Here is a 17,927-nt window from a genome sequence, read left to right on the forward strand (position 1 = left end):
TCAGTGCGCCCGTCCGAGAAGGCCGCGCGGGAACAGGAACACCGTCAGGATCACCGCGAGATAGAAGAAGAACTCGCCGAACTCCGGTGCCAGATACTTTCCCGTGGTGTCAGCGAGTCCCAGAAACAGCGACGCCGCGAGCGCGCCAAGGATCGATCCCGCGCCGCCCACCGACACGACCACAAGGAACGTGACCATGTAGCGCAGCGCGTAGAACGGCTCGATCGGCAGCATCTCAGCACCCAGCACGCCGCCGAATGCCGCAAGCCCCACCGCGAGCGCAAATGTCGCCGAATAGATCCACTGCGTGCGGATACCGAGCGATTCGGCCATATCGCCGTTGTCGACGGCGGCGCGCATCCGCACGCCGAACTCCGTCTTGTCGATCAACAGCCACAGCGCCAGCGCCGTTGTCAGCCCGCACGCGATCACCAGCAGGCGATGCGTCGAGATCATGCGGAAGCCGAGATCGAACGGACCGCTGAGCGCCGCCGGAAGCGGGATGGGCTTCGAGGTCGGCCCGAGGGTGAAGTTCGCCAACCCGATGATGACGAAGGTGATGCCGATGGTGAGCAGGAGCTGGGTCAGCGCATCGGAATGACGGTAGATACGGCGATACAGCAGGACTTCGAAGGGAATCGAGATCAGGATTGTGCCGATCACTGCAATGACAATGGCGATCGGATAACTGATACCGAGCGTCTTCAACGCATAGGACGCAAGATAGCCGCCAATCATCGCGAACGCGCCATGGGCGAGGTTTACCACGCGCATCAGGCCCATCATGATCGACAGGCCGATGGAGATGGTGAACAGCACCATTCCGTAGGATATCGCGTCCAGCAGGATGCTCAGCGCGGTCAGCATCAGTGCACCCCCGCCTGCATCTCGGCAGCAGCCGACAGCGTGTCATGACGCACCGCTCCGCGAAGCACCGTCATCAGCACCTTAGTCGCAGCGAGATCGGTAGAAGCGTCGAAAGGATCACGATCAAGCGCGACGAAATCAGCCGCCATGCCCAGCACAAGCGTCCCGCGCCAGTCTTCCTGCTTCATGGCGAAGGCGCCCCCATGGATGTAACTGCCGACGGCCTGCCGGCGTGTCAGAGCCTCATCCGCTCCAATCGGAGACCCGAGCGACGCTCCGCGGTCCACGGCATTCGCCATGCCAATCCATGGCGAGACGTGCCCGGTCGGCGCGTCGGAGCTTCCGACATAGGTGACACCGGCATCGATCACCGATCGTGCAGGATATTTGCTATGGGCATCCGGGCCGAATGCTTCCAGGATCGAGCGCCGCATCCGCGTCAGGAAGCTCGGCTGCGTCACGATCAAGGCGCCGAGCGCCTTCATGCGTGCAAGACCACCGTCCGGCGGAACGAAATAGTGCTCGATCCGATGGCGCGGCCGTTGTCCAGGCAGCGCCCTCTCCGCTTCCTCGAAGGCCGCGATGACGCGTGCGGATGCGCGGTCGCCCACACAATGAGTCGCCGTCTGCCAGCCATCGAGATGCGCCTCCACAATCACCCGTTCAAGATCATCTTCATCGCGCATGAAGAAACCTGTTGAGCCCGTATCTGCGAACGGCTTGCTGACCGCCGCCGTGCGCGCGCCGACAATGCCGTCAGCGAAAAACTTCAGCGTCATCGCCTGCCAGTCAGGATCGGGGCGCGGCGTCAAACCGCGCATAGCGGCGTCTTTGGGATCGAGCTGATACATGAACCCAAGGCGGATCGGTGAGAACGAGGATTCCTGACGAAGCAACTTCCATACCGCGAATTCATCGTCGAACCCGCAGTTGAAACCGACGGCGGCTTCGACAGCAGCAGTCAGGCCCATCCGCATGCTGTCTTCAATGGTTTCGCGCAACGAAGCAGCCATCGCGGCCGGATCGACCGCCGGGATCGCGCGGAACACCGCTTCCGCGGCACTTTCCTTGGCGCTGCCGTCCAGACGCCCGGCGGCACTGCGCCCGAACGATCCGCTCGGCGGATCGGACACGCCCTCGCCGATCTGAAGCAGCTTCAGCGCAGCGCTGTTGAGGATCGCGGTGTGCCCGCAAAAGCGGCGAATGATAACCGGATGATGGGGCGCAACGGCGTCGATTTCATCCCGCATGGGGTAGCGATGCTCGGCGAGATTGTTCTCGTCGAAGCCCACCGCCCTGATCCATTGCATCGGTGGAGTCGTCTTTGCCGATGCGGACACGTGGCGCAGAACATCCGCGATCGTGCGGACGCCCGATCCATTCAATTGAACCTGTTGGCGCTCGTTGGCGATGGCGAACAGATGGACATGCGCATCTGTCAGGCCCGGGATGATCGTCGCACCCTGCATGTCGATGGTGCGGCCAGCCTCCGGCGCGTCCTGCCTCTCGCCGACCCAATGGACGGCGCCTTTGCGGGTGACAAGCGCGCTGGCCGGTCGCGTGTCATCGGCGGATCGATAGATCCGCGCATTGATGAATCGCAGGGTGTCCGGGCTGTGCGGCATTGCTCGGCCAATTGTCCGTTAGCTAAAAGATTGGCGCGAGCGAACTCGCGCCAATCCATGCGTGGCGAGTGTGTGGTTTAGTTCTTGACCAGCGCCCAGTCGGGCTGAGCTTCGAATGTCTGAAGCTCCTTGTTGATCAGTTTGCCATTTTCTTTCGCGACTTCGCGCAGATAGACATTCTGCGTGATGTGGCGCGTCGCCGGATCGATCGACACCGGGCCGCGCGGGCTGACCCACTTCATGCCCTTGACCGCAGCTACAGCCTTTTCCGGATCGCGCTGGCCCTGGGTGGCCTCGATCATCTTGTAGATCACGCGCGCACCGTCATAGGCCGCGACCGATGTCATGGTGACGTTGTCGGCCGATGTTCCCACCTTGGCGAGCCGCTCAAGGAACGCCTTGTTCTCCGGCGACGCGTGCGACACCGCATAGTGATAGGTCGACAGAATACCGAGACCGTTGTCGCCGATATTCGGCAGATCCGGCTCCGTCACCACGTCACCGGTCGAGATCAGCTTGACGCCGGCCGCCTTCAAACCGTTGTCGATGTAACCCTTCACGAAGCCCAGCGTCGGAGGGCCGGCCGGCAGGAAGGTGAAGATGGTGTCAGCGCCCGAGCTCTTGATACGCTGCATGATCGGGCTGAAATCGGTGGTGGCGATCGGCATGCGAATGGCTTCGACGATCGTGCCGCCGTCGGCCTCGAAGGTCTTCTTGAACGCAGCTTCCGCGTCAATGCCGGGACCGTAATCGGTGACGGCGATCGCGACCTTCTTCGCGCCCTTTGCCTTCGCAACCTTGGCAGCGGGAACGGTGTTCTGCCACATCGTGAACGAGGTGCGGACAATGTACGGGCTCTTCTCGACGATCGCCGACGTCGCAGCATTAAAGACGATCATCGGCGTCTTGGCTTCTTCGAGCAGCGGCGCGACCGCCATGGCGTCAGGCGTGAAATAGAGACCGGCGATGTAGTGCACCTTGTCCTTGACGATCAGTTCCTGCGCGAGCGCCTTGGACTTCGCGGGGTTCGGCGATTCCTCGTCGCGATAAATGAACTCGACGTCGTGACCGGCAACCTTGTTGCCGTTCTCGGCAACCCAGGCCTCAATGCCCGCCTTGAAGTTCTGGCCGAACAACGCATACGGCCCTGACATGGTCCCGATGACGCCGACCTTGATGGTGTCGGCGTGAGCCGCCCCAGACATCAGCCCGGCGACGGCCAGAGCGCACGCGTAATTAACTGCCTTGTTCATGTGGTCCCCTGCTCCTGTTTGTTTTTGTTACGTCAAACCCGTTCGGCGCGCGCGTCAAAACATCTCGAAATATTCGCGCTGCTCCCATTCGGTGACTTCGGCCTGGAAGCGCTCGATTTCGGCGTTCTTGATGTGCACGTAGTAATCTACCAGTTCCGCGCCCATTGCGTTCCTGAAAAATGGATCGTCGTTCAACGCGAAAACCGCTTCGCGCAGCGACTTCGGCAGCAGGCTGGCCTTGGTCTCGTAAGGTGTATCGGCTGACGGGCCCGGGTCAATGGCGCGGTCCACGCCATCCAGTCCCGACAGGATTTGCGACGCCATATAAAGATACGGGTTTGCCGCCGGCTCGCCCACCCGGTTCTCGAACCGTGTGGCGGGGTCTTTTGGACCGCCCAGGACGCGTATCATGACGCCGCGGTTGTCACGTCCCCAGATCGCACGATCCGGCGCCAGCGAATACGACCGGTAGCGCTTGTAGCCATTGATCGTCGGCGTCGTGAACACGGTCGCGGCGCGGGCGTGTTCGAGCAACCCGCCGAGATAGCCCTTGCCGAAGTCCGACAGGAACTCACCGTCGGCGTCTGACATGAAGGCATTGCGGCCATCGGCACGGGATACCAGCGACTGATGCAGATGCCATCCCGAGGACACGACATTGGGAATGCGCGGACGGCACATGAAGGTCGCGTGATAGCCGTGGCGATGACAGATCTGCTTCACCGCACTGCGGAACAGCACCATCGTATCGGCCGGATCGAGCCCGACGGTCGGCGCGAAGGTGAACTCGCACTGGCTGGGACCGAACTCGACTTCGATCGAGCGCAGCGGCAGGTCCAGCGCCACCACATCGCGCCGGATCAGTTCGAGCACCGGCTCCATCTGGTCGTAGCGCTGCTCGGTCAGGTATTGATAGCCGTGCGACAGCAGGCTGACATCCGGCGGTTCGCCGGGCTGCCCGGCATGCCCGGGCTGCATCTTCGGGTCGTTGACCTTGAAGACATGAAACTCGACTTCGAGCCCGGCCATGAAATCATAACCGCGCGCGGACAGCTTGTTCAGCACCGACTTGTAGAGACCGCGCGTTGCGAATGGCACCGCGCGACCGTCGGCGAAATGAACATCGCACAGAATCCAGCCGGTGGTCGGCGCCCAGGGCAGCACCCGGAAGGTCGTTGGGTCGGGAATCATCAGAACGTCGGCGGCGCCCTGCATTTCGCTCATCCCAAAGCCGCCGCCTGCGGTGAACACCGGAAACACCGTGCGATGCGACGTATCCTTCGCCAGCATCGTGGTCGTGATCGTGCAGCCGTTTTCAAGGATGCGCAGCGCTTCGCTCGCGACCAGGGTCTTGCCGCGCAGAATCCCGTGCTGATCGGGGAACGACAGCCGGATGGTGTCGAGTCCCTTCTCCTCGACGATCCGGCGAAGGCGGACCGCCGCTTCGTTCTGCTCCTCAGACCAAAGACGATGTCGCGCGACAAAGCTCAATGACGTTGCTTTCCCTGACATTGGCTCAGCAGATCCTTATTCGGCCGCGGTGAGATGCGGCACCTTCTCGGCGATCTCTGTCGGGATCGGTGCAGCCCACGGTGCACCGCGCCGCCGCTTCACGTCGACTTCCATCCAGTAGATTTCCCAGCCGCGCGTCGGCCCGATGCCGTCCATTGTGGCCGGCCCCTGGATGCTGCGCGCATGCGCTTCATCGAGGAACATCAGCGGCTTGCCGCCGGCAACGGCCTTCTCGATTTCCTGACGCAGCAGGCGGCGATACTGGATGATCGCCTTGTCGGACTGCCCGAGATGTTCGCGGGTCCGATTCTGGATCGTACCCATCGACTCCACCGCCCACTGGTCGTGGACGTTAATGTCGAGGCCCATGCCGGTATAGGTCTCGGTCGCCTGCTCGTGAGGATCGAAGCCGTAATCATTCGTCTTGTTGCGGCGCGATTTGTAGTCAGGCAGCTCGTAAAGCTCGAGACGCTGCTCGCGCATCTTTTTCTTGTCGACCGGCTTCGTGTAGCTGGTGAAGATCGCATACCAGTAACAGTGCGTGTCATCGACCGGGACATGCCACTGCGTGATCGTCATTTCCTGGCTCATCGGAATAACGAAGCCGTGCGGGAACAACTGATTGGTGACGCGCACATGGGTGCGCTCGTCATCGATCTGGCGCAGCGCCACCAGACGAAGGCCGTACTCAGTCTTCTCGACATTGATGATCGGGCGATCGTACTCACGAAGGATCTTGGTCATCGGCAGATCGCTGCCCGCGGAGGCGCCGCGAAATTGCTTGCCGTAGGATTTCTCCAAGTCCTCATCCTCGAAGAAGCGATGCAGGAACGAGGCGTGCGCCGGGTCGATGCCGACTTCCAGCGCCTGCAGCCAGTTGCATTCGATCAGGCCTTTGAACGCAAACGTATAGGCATCCGGCGCGACGAAGCAGTCGATCTCCGGAAACGCGGGCGGCTCGCCCTCACCGAGATAGGCCCACAGGATGCCGCCCTTCTCCACGACGGGATAGGCGCGCTGCTTGATGTTCTTGCAGAGCACCGAACCCACAGGTTCGGCCGGTGTCTCAAGGCAGTTGCCCTGAACGTCGAACAGCCAGCCATGGAAGGCACAGCGCAGGCCGCCATTCTCAAGCCGGCCAAAGGCCAGGTCCGCGCCGCGATGCGGACAATCGCGATCCATCAGTCCGTAACGGCCGTGCTCGTCGCGAAACAGAACGAAGTTCTCGCCGAGCAACTTGACCGCCCTGATCGGCCGCGGGCCCTCAAGTTCGTCGACCAGCGCCGCCGGCTGCCAGTACATTCGCAGCAGCTTGCCGGCGGGATCGGCCGGGCCGGTGCGCGTGATCAGATCATTCTGCTCTTGGCTCATCATGGCTGTTTCTTCCTTCCGGTCCCGAGACGATTTCCTGCCGAAGACGTCGATGGCCCGCGCTTGGGCCAGGTTGAAGCCGCGATGCTTCAACGATTGAAAACCTTTCCACCGCAACACGCGAGGCCCCGCAGATACAAAATTGCCGCAAGCGGCAACTCCTCATTCGACACCACCTTTGAAGCCCCGCTTTGCTTCTCAGGTTTCCTGCTCCGCGCTTCATATTTGTTCGATCAACGAACATATGTGCGATATTTGTTAGACTGTCTCCAAATTGGAAAACACGCAAGTGCAATTTGAGGGCTGCGAGCGCCTATTTATGCTGCAAATGCGAAAATGAATGCTTCGAGCGGACCTGTGCGGCTCCCTCCGGCTTGATATGTTCGTTGAACGCCCATATGTTCGTTAAATGAACTTCGCATATGGCGATCAGCAGTGGACACAGTCATGGCCCGGATCACATTCGTTCAGCCCGACGGTTCAGAGAATGTCGCGAACATCGATAGCGGGACGAGCGTCATGCTCGCCGCTGTCCGTAATGGCATTTCTGGAATCGATGCAGAGTGCGGCGGCTGTCTCGACTGCGCCACCTGCCATGTCTACATAGACGAAAGCCATTCAGGCGTTCTGGCACCACCGCAGCCGGAAGAGCTCGAGCTGCTCAGCTCCGTCGCCGCTATCCGCAAACCCACCAGCCGGTTGAGTTGCCAGTTGAAACTCCCGCCTTCGATCACAGCCCTGACCGTCCATATTCCCGGAGCGCAATCATGAGCGGCCTTGTCGTCGTGGGCGCATCGTATGCCGGCATCCAGGCCGCATTGTCGGCACGCGACAGCGGTTACGCGGAGCGCATCACGGTTGTCGCCGACGATCATGTGCTGCCGTATCAGCGCCCTCCGCTGTCCAAGGACTTCCTGCTCGACAAGGTCAAGCAGGATGGGCTGGTTCTTCGCGACGACGCATTCTTCAAGCTCAAGCAGATCGATCTGATTCTCGAAACGCGCGTCCATGCGATCGACCGGCGCGCGCGGCAGCTTTCGATCAACGGCAGCATGACACTGGATTTCGACAAGCTGTTCATCGGCACAGGCTCCCACGCGCGGCGGCTGACCATTCCCGGCTCGAACCTCGACGGCGTGTGCTATCTGCGCTCGATCCGTGACGCAATCGACCTGAAGGAGCGTCAGCGGACTGCGGCCGAGATCGTGATCGTCGGCGGCGGCTTTATCGGCCTCGAGGTCGCAGCATCCGCCAGCAAGCTCGGCAAGAAAGTCACCGTCATCGAGAGCGCGTCCCGGCTGCTCGAACGTGCAGTCTCGCCGGTCGTCTCGCAGTTCCTGCTCGATCTGCATACAAGGCACGGCGTTGACGTCCGGCTCAACGAAGGTGTTGCAGAAATCGAGGACCACAACGGCCGCGCCGGCGTAGTGAGAACGCGAAGCGGTGCGCGGTTGCGCGCCGATCTCGTCCTTGTGGGAATCGGGGGCGTGCCCAACGATGAACTGGCGCGCGACGCGCAGTTGAACTGCACCGACGGAATCGTTGTCGACGACCACGGCCTGACCAGCGATCCCGCTATTTACGCGGCCGGCGACTGCGCCAATCACTACAACGCCCATGCGCAGGGCTGGCTTCGCCTGGAATCGGTCCAGAATGCACAGGATCAGGCCAAGGCCGCCGGACTCGCTATCGCCGGAAAAACCGGGCCTTACGACAGCGTACCGCGCTTCTGGTCAGATCAGTATGACGCCAAACTGCAGACCGTGGGGATATCGCGCAATTTCGACCGGCAGGCGGTACGCGGATCGCTGAAAGACGGGCAGTTCTCGGTTTTCTACTATCGCCGGGACAAACTGTGCGCCGTCGACAGCGTCAACCGCGCCGGCGATCAGATGGCGGCCCGACGGCTGATCAGCGGCGGAGTTTCACCGACGCCGGAGCAAGCCGCCGACCTCTCGTTCGACTTCAAATCGCTTTTGACAACGATCAAAGCGGTGGGTGCATAATCCCGCGAATTATGGTCTCGTCTGGCGGATCGACTCATGACCGGAAAGAACGGCCGACCGAGCATGCCCCGCGTGAAGCGCACCGCAGAGGAAGAAGAAGCCAGACGCGGCGGCGGCGAGTTTATCGAGAGCCTCGACCGCGGCCTTCGGGTGCTGCAATCGTTCGGCACCGAGCATCGCCCGATGACCCTGAGCGACATCGCCAAGGCATCCAATCTGCCGCGCGCCACCGCCCGCAGAATTCTGCTGACCCTCCAGAAGTCCGGCTTCGTCGCCGGCGACGAGCGGCTGTTCTCGCTCACGCCGCGTGTGCTGGCGCTGGCCTCGGCCTATCTGTCGTCAAATCAGATCGTTGCCGTCATGCAGCCGCTGATGGACGACATTTCCACGAAGGCCAGGGAAGTCTGCTCGCTCGCGGTTCTGGACGGGCAGGAAGCCGTCTTCGTCGCAAGGGCCAGTCCGGCGCGGGTTTTTTCCGCCGGCATCGATATCGGCTACCGGCTGCCGGCCTATTGCACGTCGGTGGGCCGCGTGCTGCTCGGCCGCCTGTCCAACGAAGAGCTAAAATCCGCGGTTGAGGCCATGACGCTGACGGCCCAGACACCGGAAACCGTCACCGACAAATCCACCGTCATCGCCACCATCATCAGCGACCGCAGCAAAGGTTATTCGCTGGTCGACCGCGAAGCGGAGCCTGGCTTCCGCTCGATCTCGGTGCCGATTCATCGCTACGATGGCGCGGTCGTGGCGGCGGCGAATATCGGCGCACATGTCGACCGCATCACGACCGGCGAAATGATCGACCGCTTCCTCCCGCTGCTCAAGGACATGGCCGTCACGGCCAAGCCGCTGCTGGTTTAGGCCTGCCGCGCGGAACGAGGCGGACTATCGAGCAGCCGCTTCTTGTAAGCCTGCGGGTCCATATCGCGGACGTCGATGCTGATGCTGGTGATGCCGGGCAGAAGCTCTGCAAGCTCCTGACGCAGCGCGATGCTCAGCCGCTCCTTCTGCTCCGGAGTTCTGCCAGCCAGCAGATATAGCGAGATGTGAAAGAACGAGCGCTCCTCTCCGGCGACAAGATAATCCGAAAATGGCAGCGCCCGGATCTTCAGATCGTCGGCCTGAACGACGCCAGTCGACGCCGCGGCATGATGAAGCCCCAGCATCACATCGAGAATCGGCGGCATATCGGGCGACGCGGAATAATGGCAGACGATGTGAGGCATGGATTTCCCTCCAGCTGGCTGCCTGAATTTGCACCTGTCTGCACGGTCGTCAATTGGCCCATGCAGGTTTCCCGGCCGGCCGCCTGCCGCATCGTGCGAGATTCGCGACGGTTCCGCTGCCTCACAGTTTTCATGATGCTGCCTTGCTGCGGTCAAAGCGCGATGTCCCCCTTGCGCCTGCAGATCGGCCGGAAATCTCCCGCGCATCGCACCTTTCAAAATCACGGAGCGCCAATGCAATTCAAGTTGCAACACGCTGACTCGCAGACCGACGATCCGCATGATGTCATCGCTGCCCAGCTTCGCGATCTTGCGCCGCGGCTGACGCCCAATCAGTCCGAGGTTCATGCGACACCGACCGAGGTAACGGAGTCAGCCAGCGAGCCATCGGCTATCGACACTCCCCTGAACGATAACATCGTCGACATTCGCGATCCGGTATCACGCACCGGTTTCGGCCGCGGTATGAGGCGCCTGGCGCTGATCGCATGCACCGGCTGCGGGATGGCTGCGGTCTGGTATTCCTATGGCGACGCCGCAAAGCAGAAAATCTCAGACCTCGTGCCGCAGCTCTTGGTGAGCACGCCGGCTCCCGCGCAAGACACCAAATCCGCCCAACAGCAGGATGCTGCCTCCCCGATCCCGGAATCCCAGCAAGCTGCCGCACCCGCATCAGCGCCGGAGACTGTCGCTGCGCCACCGGCCGCGCCAGCCGAATCCGCGACACCGCCATCAACACGGGCGGCGGAAGCTTCGCCGGCGCAGGCTGAACTTTCGCTCGAACTCGCGAAGTCGGTTGAAACCATGGCGCGCGAAATCGCTTCACTCAAGGAAACCGTCGAGCAGTTGCAGGCTGGCCAGCGGCAACTGAGCCGCGATGTCGCGAAAGCCACAGAGCAAACGGCGCAACGCAAGCCTGTCGCACAGGCAGCGAAGCCGGCCCCAGCCCCGCGGCAACCACCCTCGCCTGCGGTGTCGCGGACCTATGCACCATCACCATCACATTCTTATTCGCCAAGCCCGGCCTATCCGCAAACCGCCGCGCAACGCGAAGCGTACATCCCGCCACCCGCTCCTGCGCCCGTGCAGCAACTTCCGCCGCCACCCGGCGATACCAGCGTTCCCCGGCCACCGATGCCGCTGCGATAAAATGATAGATGCGCGTGGCTCAGAGCACTGACCGTGCTCAGGACGTGATTTTTCGAGCCCAGGATACGGCTGCCTCGCCAAGAGTCTTCAAATGATCCGCCGCGGAATGGCCTGACACGCTTTTTCGCGGCTTCAGATCGTGGTCGCCGTCCTCAAGCCAGAGAATCTCGATCCTCTTTGACAGAGAGTACGAGGAAACCTCGTCCCTTGTTCCGAACGGGTCTCGCGTGCCCTGCACGATGAGTGTTGGCACCTTGAGATCGGCAAGATGCGCGTTGCGCAACTGCTCGGGTTTCTCTGGCGGATGAAATGGGTAACCGAGACACAGTAGCCCGGCGATTTTTCCGGACGCGTAGAGCTCATCGCCGACCATGCTGGCAACGCGGCCACCCATCGATTTTCCGCCGATAATAAGTTTGTCCGTTGCGCCGAGGGCATCGACAGCCGCGAGATACTCCGTTTTCAACAGGTCCGCGCGGGGCGGCGGCTTCCGTGTGTTCGACGTCCGCCGAGCGGCCATATAGCCAAACTCGAAGCGCACGACGCGAAAGCCGGATTGCGCGAGCGCTTTGGCGATCGCTGTCATCGCAGCGGAATCCATCGCCGCGCCGGCGCCGTGCGCGAGAAGAATGGTGATGTCAGCGGCTTCGGGCCCGTCAAACAGGAACGCCGTCATCCGAACATACCCCTGAACTGGAAAACTCGAACGTATCTTTCGCGATCGAGCCCCGCAAGACGCCGCCGGCTACTCGCTGAGCAGGACCTCGATCCGGTCGTCGACCTGACGCGTCTTGTACACCTTCACATCACAGTCGACTGGCTCACACAGCGCCTTCCCCGTCTTGACGTTGAACATGCCGCCGTGCAGCGGACATTCAACGACATCGTCATCCAGGAAACCGTCCGTCAGCAGCGCCATGCCGTGCGTACACACGTTGTCGGTGGCGAAAATCTCGCCGTTCACCTTATAGAGCGCGACCTGAAAATTGCCGACCTCGAAGGGAAGCATCCCCCCTTCATCGATATCGGTATTCTGACAAATCGCATGCCAACCGTTTTCGCTCATCGTCTGCTCATTTTCTTATTCTGAAGGGAATGCTGCGGCAGCGGGTTACATTTCGACGAAGACCGTTGCTTCTTCCACCACGACAGGAAATGTCTCCGCCTGAAGCTCGCGCTCGGCAACCGCCGTCTCGTTCTCGACGCACGTCTTGTATTGCTTCGTGAACATGCGTTCCGGATCGCAATGCGATTTTCCTGTCTTCAGATCGAACTCCCATCCGTGCCAGGGACAACGGAGGATTTCACCGGGCCGCGAGAGTTTATAACAGCCGGGCGTTTCAGATTCCGGCAAACCGACGACAACGCCACGGCTGAGCTTCGCGCCTTCATGCGGGCAACGATTCAGCAGTGCAAAGAAGTCGCCACCGACGTTGAAGACACAGATTTCACGGCCGCGGATGTTCACGACCTTGTTGCTCCCCGGCGGGATTTCCTTGACGAAGGCAATACGATGTTTCGGCATGCTCAGAACCGGTAGAATTGTTCGGCGTTGTCGTGGCAGATTTGCCGCCGCTCCGCGGGCGTCAGCTTGATGTTGAAGGCGTAAGCGGGATCGTCCTGATCCCAATGCGGGTAGTCGGTGGAGAACAGCAACCGGTCCCAGCCCACCCAATCGAAGGTGCGGCGCAAGTCGTCCGGCCTGCCCGGCTCCTCCATCGGCTGGGTTGTGTACCAGAAATTGCGCTTCGCATAATACGACGGCGGATGGTTCAGATGAGGGACTTCGCCGCGCATCCGCTCCCACAAGCGATCCATGCGCCAGATGAAGCTGGGCACCCACGCAAAGCCGATTTCCACAAGCACAACCCTGAGCTTGGGAAAACGCTCGAACACGCCCTCAAGAATGAGGCTGCTCATGGTCGCCGGTCCGCCCATGGTGGTCGCGTAGTGCTCCTCCATATAGAATGACGGCCAGCCGCCGCCTGTCGAGGCATGACCGCCGACGCCATAGGAGTGGATGCCGAGCGGCAGGTCGTGCGCTTCGGCGGCTTCATAGATCGGCCAGTAACGCTGCCGCCCCAGGGGCTCGCTGCTGCGCGGCGCCAGCATGATCTGCACAAAGCGCCGGTCCCGCGCGCAGCGTTCGATTTCTTTCACCGCAGCAACGGGATCGTCCTGCGAAACGACAAGTGTGCCGCGCAGGCGTGGTTCCTTGTCGAGCCATTCGGCCACTTGCCAGTCGTTATGAGCCGTGGCGAGGGCTGCTGCGTAACCGAGGTTACGCTCGCTTCCGACGTTCCCGAACAACGGGATGAGAATGCCGTTGATGATGTTGAACGGATCGAGATGCTGCTCGCGCATGAAGTCGAGATCGGAGCCAGGCGGACCGCCGGACGGCGGCCACGCATCGCGGCGGCAAATCAGCGGCGCCGAACGCGGATACTGCGTCGTGTTGATGAAGGGTTGCCGCAGATGCCCGCCGAACTGTTCGGAGTGCTCCTGCCATCTCTTGGGCAGAAACGGGTGGAGGCTCTTGGCGCTCTTCGGAAGCGGGTGAATATCGCAGTCGATGATGCCGGCATCCGCCTTCCTGGCGATTCCCGCTTGAGGACTCTCCATCACCGTCATGTCAGACCTCCCGGAGCCGTGCGTAGGTTTCAAATGGGTTCTCCGTGCGGAGCTTTCGCATCAGATCCGGCTGCCCTCGCAGCGGCACGGCATCGGTGCCGTCGAAATTCCAGCGAGGATAATCGGTCGAGAACAGCAGCATGTGCTCGCCGATCTGTTCGGCCAGTTCTTGAATCACTTGCGCGTCCTTGGGACCGTCGAACGGCTGCAGCGTCAGGCGCACATGCTCGGATACAATCTCTGTCGGAGACCTCTTCAGCCACGGAACTTCCATCCGCAGGCCGCGCCAGAGCTTGTCGATGCGCCACAGGAACGGCGGAAGCCATGTCACGCCAGAATCAATCAGCACAACCTTCAGCTTCGGGTATTCCTCAAACACACCCTCGGTAATCAGGCTGAGCAATTGCGTCTGCACACCGACACTCTGCGCGACCTGATCCTCGATGTGGTAGGACGGCCATCCGTTGGTCCAGGGCGCGAACCGGTAAGCCGTGCCCGCATGAATCCCGACCGCGAAACCGTGGGCTTCCGCCGCGGCATAAATCGGCCACATCGCGCGCCGGCCGAGCGGCATGTCGCCCATGGCCATCATCGATACCTGGACAAACCGCCGGTCGGATGCGAGCCGCTCAATTTCCAGCGCGGCCTTCTCCGGACTCTGCCAAGGCAAGACGATCGATCCACGCAGCCGTTGGTCCTTGCTCAGGAATTCCTCGGCCAGCCAATCATTCATCGCACGGCACAGCGCCACGGCGAGGTCGGCATTGTAGACCGCCTGCGCGCCATAAAGGCAGTTGCAGATGGCTATGTCAGTGCCGAACGGCTCCAGCGCCAATGTGCGGATTGTCTGCACATCGCTGCCTGTCTTCCAGTCCGGCCGCAAGGCCGGACTGATGTTCGAGATATCGCTGGTCAGTTCCAGCCGATCGATTCCACGCGTCGTCACCTGCTCGCGCCAGTAGTCGTCAAGGTACGGCGCCAGTTTCGCCGTTGTCGGCAAAGTGACGTGAACGTCACAATCGATTTTCTTCTCGGAGACCAGGGACTGAAGCATGAGCGTTCTTCCGGTTCAAAATGACAGGTAGCGGTCAGTCAGCGCTGATGCCCGCAGCGCGGATGGTCGCGCCCCACTTGTCGGTTTCCTTGCGGATAAACGCGGCAAACTCTTCCGGCGACGAGCCGACCGGCTCCGCGGCCTGCTTCCTGAACGCCTCCTGCACCGGGGGCGACTTGATCGCTTCGACGATCGCGCCGTTAAGTTTCATGATGACGTCCCGCGGCGTCCCCGCCGGCACCACGATGCCGGTCCAGCCGGTGGCTTCGTAGTCCGGCAGCCCGCTTTCGGCGATGGTTGGCACGTTAGGAAGCAGCGGAGAGCGCTTCTTGCCTGTGACGGCCAGCGCACGCAATTGACCGCTCTCCACGAGCGGCATCGTCGTAATCATGGAGTCGAACATCAACTGGACGTGCCCGCCCATGAGGTCGTTGAGCGCAGGCGCACTGCCCTTGTACGGAATGTGAGGCGCCTCGATATTGGCCTGCTTGACGAACAATTCGCCCGACAGATGCATCGACGTACCCATTCCGCCGGATGCACGATTGAGCTTGCCGGGATTCTTTCTGGCGTACTCGATCAGTTCCTTGACCGATTTAACCGGCAGGTCCGATGAAACAACCAGCATCAGGGGATATTGCACCACCAGCGAAACCGGATCGAAATCCTTGATCGGATCGAACGGCAGCTTCTTGAACAAGGTCTGGTTGATCGCGTGCGTGCCCGTTGTCGCGAACAGGAGCGTGTAACCATCCGGCGCACTCTTCGCGACAAACTCCGCGCCGAGATTGTTCCCGGCCCCGGGCTTCGGCTCGACGATCACCGGCTGGCCGAGCGATGCCTGCATCTTCTCCGCAAGCATTTGCGCGGTGATGTGCGTGGGACCGCCCGCCGCGGCCGGGACGACGATCTTGATCGGCCGGTTCGGAAAATCCTGGGCCTGCGCGGTTGGAGCCGCCAGACAGGACGCGCCCAGAGCCAGAACCTTCAGCAAATTAAATGATCGTCGCATCATTTCCCCTCTTTCATTGTTCGACTGTCGAACTTATTGTCGACTATCGAACAACGTTAGCCACAAGCCGAGGGGTTTGGCAACAATGACCATGCGCGTCAGCGATCCATGGACAGACATCTCGAAATGGCCGGGCGGCAGCGACACCTTCGTCGAAGCCTTCGCAAAAGGCCTCGCCGTCATTTCGGCGTTCGGTGATCACCGCAAGCTGACCCTCACCGATGTCGCCCGGCACACGAACTTGCCGCGGGCCGGCGCGCGCCGGCTGCTGTACACGCTGGTCACACTCGGGATGGCGCGTCAGGAGGGTGACGACTTCATGCTGACGCCGCGCATTCTCCAGTTGGGTTTTGCATATCTGTCGTCGCTGTCGCTGCGCGAGGTGGCGCAGCCGGTGATCGAGACCCTCTCCCGCAAGGTTGACGAGGTCGTCGCCATCTCGGTGCTGGACGGCGTAGACGTTCTCTATATCGCACGTGCCGAAGTCACGAGCGTGCTGCGCCGAGGACTGATCACCGGGAGCCGCATTCCGGCGTTCTGCACATCGATGGGGCGCGTGCTTCTCGCAGGACTGCCAAGAGACGAGTGCTCCGCGGTGCTCGCCAATTCGGACCGGCGTCAATGGACCCGAACGACGGTGACCGATGTCCACAAGCTTGAGCAGGAAATCGAAAAGGTGCGCGTTCAGGGCTGGAGCGTGGTTACCGAAGAGCTCGAACTCGGCGCGTTCGGTATGGCCGTTCCGATCTACGGGGCTAACGGCAGCACCATCGCGGCCATCAACCTGTCCACAAATCTCGCGCGCCATTCTCCGAAGGCGCTGTTCAAGAAGTTCATGCCGGATCTGAAAGCCGCGGCTGACGACATCTCGCAACATCTGATCGCATATAAGCAGTAGCCATGCCCGGAAGATTCATGCCCGCATCTTGGTGCGATCGACGAACTGTCCCCGTTGCGGGCGCGTGCCGGGAGATCGGGAATGGCACCTCGCGCCGCGCGAGATGGCGTGGGAAGGCAAGAGCGCTGCGGAGATCTGCGAGCAGATAGAAGATCCCGCGCGCAACGGCGGCAGGAAGATCGAAGACCTGATCGACCACATCGGAAAAGATACGTTGGTGGGTCGGGCCTGGCCGCCCGGTTTTGGCCGTTCTGCGGCTCCAGGCACCCATCAGAAGCCGGAGCCTTCGTCGAGGCCTGGGCAAAGAGCGGAGCGGCCTACCCCAAGTAATAGAATTGCGAAGCGGCCATCCCGACTCGAAGCAAGGACAAGATCGCAAGACGAGCCGAAAATTACGGCTCGTTTCCACCAATCCAAAACAACCAGATGTCTGATTTGTTTGGTGGGCGCACCAGGGCTCGAACCTGGGACCCGCTGATTAAGAGTCAGCTGCTCTACCAACTGAGCTATGCGCCCGGATCCAATCCGGATGTCCGTTGAGGACGGCGTCGTTTAGCAAAGCGAAACGGCCATGTCCAGCAAGGTTGCAGTGTTTTCCCGGCCCCGGGGGCAATGGAAAACCAGATAGTTCCGGATGCGAAAAACCGCCGGAAATCCGGCGGTTTTTGTTGGCGCGACAGGCTTTCAGCCGATCCTTCAGAGGCGCTCGGAGCCGCCGGTGCCGCGATCACGGTCAGGACCGCGATCCCGGTCGAATCGGTCATCGTCCAGCCCGCGCTCGAAGCCCCGTCCGCGCCAGCCATGATGACCGCCCATGCGGGTCAGCACCGCCAGCCGGCGCTTCTGGCCGTCGTTGAGGCTCTTGTAGAGCGGGTCAGCCGCATCAGCGATCTTCTTCAGGCCGGCAGCGGTCTTGGCCATCCTGTCGGCCCGGTCGCGTAAACGGGCCACCGGATCGCGGGTCTGATCGGCGGTTGACGGCTTGCTGTCTTCGGGCCCCTTCTGATCCCGTTCCGCACGGCGCGCATCACGCTCGCTGGCGCGCGCATTGGCCAGCGCAATCCGCTGCTTGGCGAAATCGCGTACCGCCGCCTCGACCGGCGGCCACATCTTTTCCTGATCCGGCGTGAGCTGAAGACCGGCCTTCACCGCCGCGATCTTCGCATCGACGAAGGCCGCCCGGTCTTCCGTGCTCATGCGCTGATGATGATGGCGATGCTGTGCGTAGACGGCGGTCGATCCGATAATAGCAACCGCCGCGACGCCGGCGAGGATAGCTTTTTTCATGGGGGCATCTCCGGGTGAAACTCCCCCGAAGATGAC

The 17,927-nt window shown here is 61.5% G+C and carries 18 protein-coding genes and 1 tRNA gene; 5 read left to right on the top strand and 14 right to left on the bottom strand.

Annotated elements, in window-relative coordinates; all coding sequences use genetic code 11:
• From HMPREF9695_RS14590 to HMPREF9695_RS14610, 5 genes are all read right to left on the bottom strand, one after another.
• Positions 1 to 867 (bottom strand): branched-chain amino acid ABC transporter permease, encoded by an 867-nt coding sequence (locus HMPREF9695_RS14590; protein ID WP_006021632.1) that lies wholly within the window; start codon positions 865 to 867, stop codon positions 1 to 3.
• Complete coding sequence (locus tag HMPREF9695_RS14595; protein WP_006021633.1) at positions 867 to 2,492, bottom strand: amidohydrolase; 1,626 nt, start codon at positions 2,490 to 2,492, stop codon at positions 867 to 869. Before HMPREF9695_RS14595 ends, HMPREF9695_RS14590 begins: the two co-directional genes overlap by 1 nt.
• 77 nt (positions 2,493 to 2,569) lie before the next feature.
• The gene (locus HMPREF9695_RS14600) at positions 2,570 to 3,745 is read right to left on the bottom strand and encodes an ABC transporter substrate-binding protein (RefSeq protein ID WP_006021634.1); all 1,176 of its coding nucleotides are present in this window, start codon (positions 3,743 to 3,745) and stop codon (positions 2,570 to 2,572) included.
• 54 nt (positions 3,746 to 3,799) lie between these two features.
• On the bottom strand, positions 3,800 to 5,257 hold the full coding sequence (locus HMPREF9695_RS14605) for a glutamine synthetase family protein (protein WP_006021635.1): 1,458 nt from the start codon (positions 5,255 to 5,257) through the stop codon (positions 3,800 to 3,802).
• Positions 5,258 to 5,272: 15 nt separating this feature from the next.
• A complete protein-coding gene (locus HMPREF9695_RS14610) occupies positions 5,273 to 6,631 on the bottom strand; it encodes an aromatic ring-hydroxylating dioxygenase subunit alpha (protein ID WP_006021636.1) in 1,359 nt (452 codons plus the stop codon).
• Positions 6,632 to 7,075: 444 nt separating this feature from the next.
• On the opposite strand from HMPREF9695_RS14610, the gene HMPREF9695_RS14615 reads away from it, so the two are divergent.
• The 3 genes from HMPREF9695_RS14615 (at position 7,076) to HMPREF9695_RS14625 (ending at position 9,495) form a co-directional block, all read left to right on the top strand.
• Positions 7,076 to 7,399: a 2Fe-2S iron-sulfur cluster-binding protein gene (locus tag HMPREF9695_RS14615; RefSeq protein ID WP_006021637.1), complete on the top strand. Its 324-nt coding sequence runs from the start codon at positions 7,076 to 7,078 to the stop codon at positions 7,397 to 7,399.
• The gene (locus tag HMPREF9695_RS14620; protein WP_006021638.1) at positions 7,396 to 8,634 is read left to right on the top strand and encodes an NAD(P)/FAD-dependent oxidoreductase; all 1,239 of its coding nucleotides are present in this window, start codon (positions 7,396 to 7,398) and stop codon (positions 8,632 to 8,634) included. The genes HMPREF9695_RS14615 and HMPREF9695_RS14620 overlap by 4 nt, the downstream gene beginning before the upstream one ends.
• Positions 8,635 to 8,697: 63 nt before the next feature.
• Positions 8,698 to 9,495: an IclR family transcriptional regulator domain-containing protein gene (locus HMPREF9695_RS14625; RefSeq protein WP_041712809.1), complete on the top strand. Its 798-nt coding sequence runs from the start codon at positions 8,698 to 8,700 to the stop codon at positions 9,493 to 9,495.
• On the opposite strand, the gene HMPREF9695_RS14630 is transcribed toward HMPREF9695_RS14625, so the two are convergent.
• A complete protein-coding gene (locus HMPREF9695_RS14630) occupies positions 9,492 to 9,860 on the bottom strand; it encodes a 5-carboxymethyl-2-hydroxymuconate Delta-isomerase (RefSeq protein ID WP_006021640.1) in 369 nt (122 codons plus the stop codon). The genes HMPREF9695_RS14625 and HMPREF9695_RS14630 overlap by 4 nt on opposite strands.
• Positions 9,861 to 10,094: 234 nt before the next feature.
• On the opposite strand from HMPREF9695_RS14630, the gene HMPREF9695_RS14635 reads away from it, so the two are divergent.
• Positions 10,095 to 11,009 (top strand): hypothetical protein, encoded by a 915-nt coding sequence (locus tag HMPREF9695_RS14635; protein ID WP_006021641.1) that lies wholly within the window; start codon positions 10,095 to 10,097, stop codon positions 11,007 to 11,009.
• Between the two features lie 37 nt (positions 11,010 to 11,046).
• Here the strand turns inward: HMPREF9695_RS14635 and HMPREF9695_RS14640 are convergent, their stop codons facing one another.
• The 6 genes from HMPREF9695_RS14640 to HMPREF9695_RS14665 all read right to left on the bottom strand — a co-directional run bounded on the left by HMPREF9695_RS14640 (position 11,047) and on the right by HMPREF9695_RS14665 (position 15,706).
• Positions 11,047 to 11,685: an alpha/beta hydrolase family protein gene (locus HMPREF9695_RS14640; RefSeq protein ID WP_006021642.1), complete on the bottom strand. Its 639-nt coding sequence runs from the start codon at positions 11,683 to 11,685 to the stop codon at positions 11,047 to 11,049.
• Positions 11,686 to 11,754: 69 nt separating this feature from the next.
• Positions 11,755 to 12,075: a non-heme iron oxygenase ferredoxin subunit gene (locus tag HMPREF9695_RS14645; protein WP_006021643.1), complete on the bottom strand. Its 321-nt coding sequence runs from the start codon at positions 12,073 to 12,075 to the stop codon at positions 11,755 to 11,757.
• A 45-nt stretch (positions 12,076 to 12,120) separates the two neighbouring features.
• Positions 12,121 to 12,534, bottom strand: a complete 414-nt coding sequence (locus HMPREF9695_RS14650; RefSeq protein WP_006021644.1) for a Rieske (2Fe-2S) protein — start codon at positions 12,532 to 12,534, stop codon at positions 12,121 to 12,123.
• A gap of 2 nt (positions 12,535 to 12,536) precedes the next feature.
• A complete protein-coding gene (locus HMPREF9695_RS14655) occupies positions 12,537 to 13,640 on the bottom strand; it encodes an amidohydrolase family protein (protein ID WP_006021645.1) in 1,104 nt (367 codons plus the stop codon).
• A 1-nt stretch (position 13,641) separates the two neighbouring features.
• Positions 13,642 to 14,694 (bottom strand): amidohydrolase family protein, encoded by a 1,053-nt coding sequence (locus HMPREF9695_RS14660; RefSeq protein ID WP_006021646.1) that lies wholly within the window; start codon positions 14,692 to 14,694, stop codon positions 13,642 to 13,644.
• Between the two features lie 34 nt (positions 14,695 to 14,728).
• Positions 14,729 to 15,706, bottom strand: a complete 978-nt coding sequence (locus HMPREF9695_RS14665; protein WP_006021647.1) for a Bug family tripartite tricarboxylate transporter substrate binding protein — start codon at positions 15,704 to 15,706, stop codon at positions 14,729 to 14,731.
• Positions 15,707 to 15,791: 85 nt separating this feature from the next.
• Between HMPREF9695_RS14665 and HMPREF9695_RS14670 the strand changes: the two genes are divergently transcribed.
• Positions 15,792 to 16,604: an IclR family transcriptional regulator domain-containing protein gene (locus HMPREF9695_RS14670; protein ID WP_006021648.1), complete on the top strand. Its 813-nt coding sequence runs from the start codon at positions 15,792 to 15,794 to the stop codon at positions 16,602 to 16,604.
• A gap of 440 nt (positions 16,605 to 17,044) precedes the next feature.
• On the opposite strand, the gene HMPREF9695_RS14675 is transcribed toward HMPREF9695_RS14670, so the two are convergent.
• Together HMPREF9695_RS14675 and HMPREF9695_RS14680 are read right to left on the bottom strand one after the other, a co-directional pair.
• Positions 17,045 to 17,120, bottom strand: a tRNA-Lys gene (locus HMPREF9695_RS14675).
• A 180-nt stretch (positions 17,121 to 17,300) separates the two neighbouring features.
• Positions 17,301 to 17,891 carry a Spy/CpxP family protein refolding chaperone gene (locus tag HMPREF9695_RS14680; protein ID WP_006021649.1) on the bottom strand — a complete coding sequence of 197 codons (591 nt, stop codon included), beginning with the start codon at positions 17,889 to 17,891 and terminating at the stop codon, positions 17,301 to 17,303.
• Positions 17,892 to 17,927: the final 36 nt, after the last annotated feature.

Origin of the sequence: Afipia broomeae ATCC 49717 (genome assembly GCF_000314675.2) — a bacterium.
Taxonomy (GTDB): Bacteria; Pseudomonadota; Alphaproteobacteria; order Rhizobiales; family Xanthobacteraceae; genus Afipia; species Afipia broomeae.

What these genes read in the sequence shown, in the direction of transcription:
- HMPREF9695_RS14590 (WP_006021632.1), bottom strand. Translation starts at nt 867, where the DNA reads ATGCTGACCGCGCTGAGCATCCTGCTGGACGCGATATCCTACGGAATG.
- HMPREF9695_RS14595 (WP_006021633.1), bottom strand. Translation starts at nt 2,492, where the DNA reads ATGCCGCACAGCCCGGACACCCTGCGATTCATCAATGCGCGGATCTAT.
- HMPREF9695_RS14600 (WP_006021634.1), bottom strand. Translation starts at nt 3,745, where the DNA reads ATGAACAAGGCAGTTAATTACGCGTGCGCTCTGGCCGTCGCCGGGCTG.
- HMPREF9695_RS14605 (WP_006021635.1), bottom strand. Translation starts at nt 5,257, where the DNA reads ATGTCAGGGAAAGCAACGTCATTGAGCTTTGTCGCGCGACATCGTCTT.
- HMPREF9695_RS14610 (WP_006021636.1), bottom strand. Translation starts at nt 6,631, where the DNA reads ATGATGAGCCAAGAGCAGAATGATCTGATCACGCGCACCGGCCCGGCC.
- HMPREF9695_RS14615 (WP_006021637.1), top strand. Translation starts at nt 7,076, where the DNA reads ATGGCCCGGATCACATTCGTTCAGCCCGACGGTTCAGAGAATGTCGCG.
- HMPREF9695_RS14620 (WP_006021638.1), top strand. Translation starts at nt 7,396, where the DNA reads ATGAGCGGCCTTGTCGTCGTGGGCGCATCGTATGCCGGCATCCAGGCC.
- HMPREF9695_RS14625 (WP_041712809.1), top strand. Translation starts at nt 8,698, where the DNA reads ATGCCCCGCGTGAAGCGCACCGCAGAGGAAGAAGAAGCCAGACGCGGC.
- HMPREF9695_RS14630 (WP_006021640.1), bottom strand. Translation starts at nt 9,860, where the DNA reads ATGCCTCACATCGTCTGCCATTATTCCGCGTCGCCCGATATGCCGCCG.
- HMPREF9695_RS14635 (WP_006021641.1), top strand. Translation starts at nt 10,095, where the DNA reads ATGCAATTCAAGTTGCAACACGCTGACTCGCAGACCGACGATCCGCAT.
- HMPREF9695_RS14640 (WP_006021642.1), bottom strand. Translation starts at nt 11,685, where the DNA reads ATGACGGCGTTCCTGTTTGACGGGCCCGAAGCCGCTGACATCACCATT.
- HMPREF9695_RS14645 (WP_006021643.1), bottom strand. Translation starts at nt 12,075, where the DNA reads ATGAGCGAAAACGGTTGGCATGCGATTTGTCAGAATACCGATATCGAT.
- HMPREF9695_RS14650 (WP_006021644.1), bottom strand. Translation starts at nt 12,534, where the DNA reads ATGCCGAAACATCGTATTGCCTTCGTCAAGGAAATCCCGCCGGGGAGC.
- HMPREF9695_RS14655 (WP_006021645.1), bottom strand. Translation starts at nt 13,640, where the DNA reads ATGACGGTGATGGAGAGTCCTCAAGCGGGAATCGCCAGGAAGGCGGAT.
- HMPREF9695_RS14660 (WP_006021646.1), bottom strand. Translation starts at nt 14,694, where the DNA reads ATGCTTCAGTCCCTGGTCTCCGAGAAGAAAATCGATTGTGACGTTCAC.
- HMPREF9695_RS14665 (WP_006021647.1), bottom strand. Translation starts at nt 15,706, where the DNA reads ATGCGACGATCATTTAATTTGCTGAAGGTTCTGGCTCTGGGCGCGTCC.
- HMPREF9695_RS14670 (WP_006021648.1), top strand. Translation starts at nt 15,792, where the DNA reads ATGACCATGCGCGTCAGCGATCCATGGACAGACATCTCGAAATGGCCG.
- HMPREF9695_RS14680 (WP_006021649.1), bottom strand. Translation starts at nt 17,891, where the DNA reads ATGAAAAAAGCTATCCTCGCCGGCGTCGCGGCGGTTGCTATTATCGGA.